Annotated in this window: 5 protein-coding genes; 2 read left to right on the top strand and 3 right to left on the bottom strand. The window is 67.3% G+C overall.

From position 1 onward, the window contains the following. The 3 genes from Q8P46_04635 to Q8P46_04625 all read right to left on the bottom strand — a co-directional run. Window positions 1-2,388 (bottom strand): error-prone DNA polymerase (locus Q8P46_04635; protein MDP2619449.1); only part of this gene is annotated, 2,388 nt, incomplete at its 3' end. Further along, window positions 2,385-3,974 carry a DNA polymerase Y family protein gene (locus Q8P46_04630; GenBank protein ID MDP2619448.1) on the bottom strand — a complete coding sequence of 530 codons (1,590 nt, stop codon included), beginning with the start codon at window positions 3,972-3,974 and terminating at the stop codon, window positions 2,385-2,387. The genes Q8P46_04630 and Q8P46_04635, both read right to left, overlap by 4 nt. Then, entirely contained in the window at window positions 3,871-4,707 is an 837-nt protein-coding gene (locus tag Q8P46_04625; protein MDP2619447.1) for a hypothetical protein, read from the bottom strand. Before Q8P46_04625 ends, Q8P46_04630 begins: the two co-directional genes overlap by 104 nt. 221 nt (window positions 4,708-4,928) lie before the next feature. Between Q8P46_04625 and Q8P46_04620 the strand changes: the two genes are divergently transcribed. Then, window positions 4,929-5,543 (top strand): LemA family protein, encoded by a 615-nt coding sequence (locus Q8P46_04620; protein ID MDP2619446.1) that lies wholly within the window; start codon window positions 4,929-4,931, stop codon window positions 5,541-5,543. 35 nt (window positions 5,544-5,578) lie between these two features. After that, a complete protein-coding gene (locus Q8P46_04615) occupies window positions 5,579-6,310 on the top strand; it encodes a TPM domain-containing protein (GenBank protein MDP2619445.1) in 732 nt (243 codons plus the stop codon). The last annotated feature ends 3 nt before the right edge of the window (window positions 6,311-6,313 follow it).

Here is a 6,313-nt window from a genome sequence, read left to right as displayed (position 1 = left end):
GAGGGTGCAGTTCCATTCGCTGCGGTTCACGTCGATGGGGCGAATGGTGACCCCGTGACGCCGTGCGTCGTCAACGAGGGTGGACGGCGAGTAGAAGCCCATGGGCTGGGAGTTGAGGAGCCCGCAGACGAAGGCCGCGTGATGGTGGCACCGAAGCCAGGCCGTCACGTAGGCGATGAGGGCAAACGACGCGGCGTGGCTTTCCGGGAAGCCGTACTCGCCGAAGCCGCGGATCTGGGAAAAGATCCGCTCGGCGAACTCTTCGGGGACGCCCTCGGCCACCATGCGTGACACGAGCCGCTCGTGGTGCGCCTCGATGCGGCCGCGGGACCGCCAGGCGGCCATGTCGCGCCGGAGCTGGTCTGCCTCGCCCGGTGTGTAGCCCGCCGCCAGGATGGCGAGCTTCATGACCTGCTCCTGGAAGATGGGCACGCCCAGGGTTTTTTTGAGAGTGCGCTCGAAGCTCGGGTGGGGGTAGACCACGTTCTCCTGGCCGCTTCGGCGTCGCAAATAGGGGTGCACCATGTCGCCCTGGATGGGGCCGGGCCGCACGATGGCCACCTCGATGACGAGATCGTAGAAATTTTTCGGCTTCAGGCGCGGCAGCATGGACATCTGGGCCCGGCTTTCGACCTGGAACACGCCGAGCGAATCGGCGCGGGCGAGCATCCGGTAGACGGACGGGTCCTCGGCCGGGATCGTGGCCAGCGTCAGCCGTTCGTCATAATGCGCTTCGATGAAGTCGAATGCCTTGCGGATGCAGGTCAGCATGCCGAGGCCGAGCACGTCGATCTTGAGCATGCCGAGCGCGTCGAGGTCGTCCTTGTCCCATTCGATGAAGGTGCGCTCCTCCATGGCGGCGTTGGCGATGGGCACGACCTCGTCGAGACGGCCCTTGGTGATGACGAAGCCGCCGACATGCTGCGACAGGTGGCGCGGAAAGCCGGTCAGCTCGCGGGTGAGCCCGAGCGTCATGGCGAGCGTCGGGTCGGCGGGTTCGAGGCCGAGACGCCGCACCTCTCCCTCGGCGAGCCGGTCGCGCGAAAAGCCCCACACCGAGCCGGCGAGCGCCGAAACCGTGTCCTCGCTCAGCCCCATCGCCTTGCCGACCTCGCGCACCGCGGAGCGGGTGCGGTAGGAGATGACGGTCGCGGCGATGCCGGCGCGCTCGCGGCCATATTTCCCGTAGATGTACTGGATCACCTCCTCGCGCCGCTCATGCTCGAAATCGACGTCGATGTCGGGGGGCTCGCGGCGCTCCGCGGAGATGAAGCGCTCGAACAGAAGGTCGATGCGGTCGGGGTCGACCTCGGTGACGCCGAGGCAGAAGCAGACGGCGGAATTGGCCGCCGAGCCGCGGCCCTGGCAAAGGATGCCGCGCGCCCGCGCGAAGCGGACGATGTCGTGGACGGTGAGGAAATAGCGCGCATAGTCGAGTTCGGCGATGAGCACGAGCTCGTGCTCGAGGCTCTTGCGCACTTTGTCGGGGAGACCTGAAGGATAGCGCTCGCGCGCGCCAAGCCAGGTCAGCCGTTCGAGCTCCTCCTGCGGCGTGGCGCTCTCGCCCGCAGATTCGTCGGGATATTCGTATCTCAGCTCGTCGAGCGAAAAGCGGCAGTCCTCGGCAAGACGCAACGTCTCGGCGACGGCATCGCGATGGTCGCGGAACAGCCGCGCCATTTCGGCCGGGCCTTTGAGGTGGCGCTCGGCATTGGCCTTTAGCAGGCGGCCGGCTTCGTGGATGGTCTTGTGCTCGCGGATGCAGGTCAGAACGTCCTGCAGCACCCGCCGTTGCGGGGCGTGGTAGAGCACGTCGCCGACGGCGACAAGCGGCACGCGATGGGCCCGCGCGGGACCGGCAAGACGGTCAAGCTGCACCCGGTCGCGCCCGCCATAGGAGAGGCTGGCGGCGAGCCAGACGCGGCCGGGAAAGGCATGGGCGATTTCGGCAAGCGCCGCATCACTTGCCTCGCCCCAGCGCGGCGGCGCAAGAAGCGCCAGATTGAGGCCTTCTCCCTGTTCCAGAAGGTCGGCGCGGAACAGCCGGCATTGGCCCTTCTCGGCGCGCCGGTTGCCCAGGGTGAGCAGGCGGCTAAGCCGGCCGTAAGATCCGCGGTCACGCGGATAGGCGAGAATATCCGGCGTGTCGTCGCTGAAGACAAGCCGTGCGGCGGGGATGAATTTCAAGCCGTGCTCCTTGGCAGCCGCATGGGCGCGGACGATGCCGGAAAGCGTGTTGCGGTCGGCGAGCGCCAGGGCCGCAAGGCCGAGCGCCTTGGCCGCTGCCGCCAGCTCCTCCGGATGCGAGGTGCCGCGCAGGAAAGAGAAATTGCTCATCGCCGCGAGCTCGGCATAGGCGGGATGGTCTCGGGAAGGGATAAGACTCATGCGAAAATCCCGTGGATGAACCAGCGGGGAGATGCCGTTTCCTGGGTGTACAGCCCGGCGCGATAGAGCCAGAAACGCCGGCCATCTTCGTCCTCGACCCGGTAATAGTCGCGGGTGAGATGCGCCCCGTTGCCGCGCCACCATTCCGGCGCGATGCGCTCCGGTCCCTCGGCGCGGGCGACGCGGTGGCTCATCCTGCGCCAGGAAAAGCGCACCGGCGGGCCGTCCGGCACCTCGGCGATGGCGTCGACCGGCTCGGGCGGCTCGATGAGGCGCACGGGCCGCGCCGGTGCATCATCGTCTTCCGCGCTCGCATCTTGCGGCCAAGGGGCACTCTTGCGCGGGGCTTCGAGCGCGGCGGGCACGGCGGCGACGGCGAATTCGGGAATATGGCTGTCCAGGGGGCTGAGCCGGACGATGCGGCGCAGGCCGAACCGGGCGCCGAGCCGGTCGATCAGGCGGGCGAGATCCTCGCTCCCGCCATCTCCGCCCAAGGAGCCATCCGTTATGCCGATCTGAACCGGATCGAGCGGCGCGGTGACCGGCGCCGACAGGCGGATGACATCGAAGCCCGTGTCCTTATCCGCGCGGGGAGCCAAGGCCGCGAGACGCTCGTTGAGAAGCTCCGCCATGCGACCGGCGTCGCGCAGCGGCCGGCTGGTGCTGACGGTGATGCTCACGCGGCTGCCGGCAACTCCGAACAGAACCAGATCGAGGCGCCGCGCGCCGCCGCCGCGCCGTTCCAGCGCCGCGGCAAGATGGGTTGTCAGCGATTTAAGGCAGGCAGCGATGCCGTCGGCAAGGGCGAGCGGCTCGATAAAGCGGCGTTCGGCGGAAAAGCGCGGCACGGGTGTAAGCGGCGAGATCGGCTCGGCCATGCGGCCGAGCGCCTGGTCGAAACGCTTCAGCAGAGTTTCGCCGAGGCGGGCAGCAAGGGGCGCGCGCGGCGCATCGATGAGCTGGCCGATGCGCTTCAGGCCGAGGCGGTCTGCCGCCGCCACGTTTTCCTGATCGAGACGCAGGGCCGACAGAGGCAGCGGCGCCAGGGCGTCGACAATGCCGTCCTCGGCGATGAAGCCGCCGCCATGGCGGGCAAGCGCAAAGGCCGCGCCCGGCGTCGGCGCAACGGCCGCCGCAGCGGCAAATCCGGCGCCGGCAAGGCGCATAAGAAGGTCGTCGACGAGAGCGGCCTCGCCGCCGAAGAGATGCGCACAACCGCAAATATCGAGAAACAGGCCGCGCGGGCGATCGAGTGCAACCAGCGGCGTATAGCGGCCGCACCATTGGGCGACATCACGCAACAGCGCCGCGTCGGCCTCAGGACCATCCTCGACCACGTCCAGGACGGGCAGCATGGCGCGGGCGTCGGCGAGTGCCATGCCGGAGGTAAGACCGGCGCAGGCCGCCGCCTTGTTGAGAGCGACGAGGCGCAGGGCCTTTTCCGTCTTGGCCACCGTGACGAGCAGAGCCGTCCTGCTCGCCTCATTCGGCGCCGTGCGCCGCCGATCGCGCATGATCCGGTCGGTCGAAAGATAGGGCAGCCAAAGCGCCAGAATGCGCGGACGAAAGGTGGAAACGGTACGCATCGGACTTCCATTCGACGGTCCAGGCGCCGAGGCGCCCGCCGCGGTTCTTGTCAAGGGCAATCTTCCAGCGCGGCCGGCCAAGAGCGTGTGCCGAGAAACTCAGGCCGGCGTCGGAGCGCGCGGCGACGCTCCAGCGGGTCGAAGCGGCCGACGGGGCATCGGCGTTGCGCCCGCTGAGCAGCAGCACCGGCACGCCGGAAGCCTGGGCGGCGAGGCGCAGCCTGCGGCTTGCAATGAGGCTCAAGGCACGCCCATCCCAGAGCTCGGCGAGGACGAGGGCGAGCGCCCGGCAGGAAAGCCCCTCCTCCGCCGCCCACAACGTGTCGCGGGCATTTCCCGAGTGGACGATCAAAAGCCGGCCCGGATTAAGCCCCAACAGGCTGAGCCCTGGCCCATAGGGCGCGCCCGCCTCCTGGGCACTCATCGCCTGCTGCGCCCAGAGCAGGGGGCCGGGGCGCATCATCGCCATCAGCCGGGCTGCGAGCGCCAGCGCGAAGCCGGTTGCGGCCCCATCCTGGCGTGGTGTCGCACCCGTCACCTCGTGCAAATCGCCGCGGGCCAGGCCGCCGCCCAGGAGATGATCGATCTCCGGCACGCCGAGCGGCACGACAGACCGCCCTTCGCCTGCATGCCGCATGGCCTCGCCCGGCACGGCCCCCCCTGGCACCACCAGAGGCCGCGCCTCGATGGCGGCGATTTTCCGCCTCAACTCCTCGACAAGCACTCTGGCCATGGGCATCCGCTCTCAACTCGAACATGTTCCTGTTTTGTTCTCATCAGGAATCCATGAACCCAGAATGGAGTCAAGAGGCGCTCATCAGAGGAAAAAATGTCACTGTGCCGCCACCGGTCCACGCCAAGCTTCCCTTTGTATGAGCGGCTGGAATTCATTAAGCTGAATGCGACTCACCTTCGCACCGTCCGCAACGCCGAACCGCGGGAGGTTTTCCCGTTATGCCCAATTCATTTGCCGCCACCTTTCCCGTCTCCTGGAAAATCCTGCTGGTCGTCCTCGCCGGAATCTTGCTCTCCGGCTGCGGCGTCAATGCGATTCCGACCTATGAGGAGCAGGCCACCGCAGCCTGGAGCCAGGTCGAAAACCAGTATCAGCGCCGCGCCGATCTGATCCCGAATCTGGTCGAGACGGTGAAGGGCTATGCCGCGCACGAAAGGGAGGTACTGGAGGCGGTGGTCGCGGCCCGCGCCAAAGCGACGCAGACGCAGATCCCCCCGGACATTCTGACCAATCCTGCCGCCTTCGAAGCGTTCCAGCAGAACCAGGCGGCACTGACCGGTGCGCTTTCCCGCCTGCTGGCGGTAGTGGAGAACTATCCGGACCTGAAGGCGAACCAGAATTTTCTCGCCCTGCAGTCGCAGCTCGAGGGCACCGAGAACCGGATTTCGGTGGCCCGGCGCGACTATATCGAGGCGGTGCGGCTCTACAACACGGAACTGAAGACCTTCCCCGGCGTGATCTGGAAGGCGGTGCTCTATTCCGACCGTCAGCCGATGCAGCAGTTCTCAGTCGCCGAGGGCACGAAGGAGGTGCCCCAAGTCAACTTCAATTGACGGGCAATCTCCATGAGCGCGGCGCAGACCAGGCCATGAAGCGGTGGACATCAGCACTGGTGGTGCTGGCGGTGTTACCCGCCTGCGGCGCGGCGCTCGCCGCCGAGCTCGTCTTTCCCAACCTGACCGGCCGGGTCGTCGACGAGGCCGGGCTCCTGGACGCCGCGCAAGAAACCGCGCTCGCCGCCAAGCTCCAGGCGTTGGAAGAAAAAACCACCGACCAGCTCGTCATCGTCACGCTTTCCTCGCTGCAGGACACGTCCATTGAGGATTTCGGCTACCAGCTCGGCCGCCATTGGGCGATCGGCCAGAAGGACAAGAACAACGGCGTCCTGCTGATCGTTGCGCCGAACGAGCGCACGGTGCGCATCGAGGTCGGCTATGGGCTCGAAGGCACGCTCACCGACGCGCTCACCAAGATCATCATCGAGACATCTATCCTGCCGCGCTTTCGCGCCGGCGACATGGCCGGCGGCATCATGGCCGGCGCCGACGACGTCATCAGCGCGCTGACCGGCGACGCCGCGGCGATCGCCGAGCGTGCCGCCACGCGGCCGGAGGTCAAGGACGAGCTGTTTGCGATGGTCTTCCCGGTGATGATTTTCTTGTTCGTTATCCTCATTTTCATCCTTATTTGGCGCGGCGGCACAACGGGCGGGCGCTGGTCGTCGGGCAGCTCGTCAGGCGGCTCTTGGAGTTCGTCAGGCGGCGGATTTTCCGGCGGCGGCGGCAGTTTCGGCGGCGGTGGATCGTCGGGGAGCTGGTAGCCC

The sequence above is a fragment of the Hyphomicrobiales bacterium genome (assembly GCA_030688605.1).
Lineage (GTDB): Bacteria > Pseudomonadota > Alphaproteobacteria > Rhizobiales > NORP267 > JAUYJB01.
This window is presented reverse-complemented; position numbering and strand designations above follow the sequence as displayed.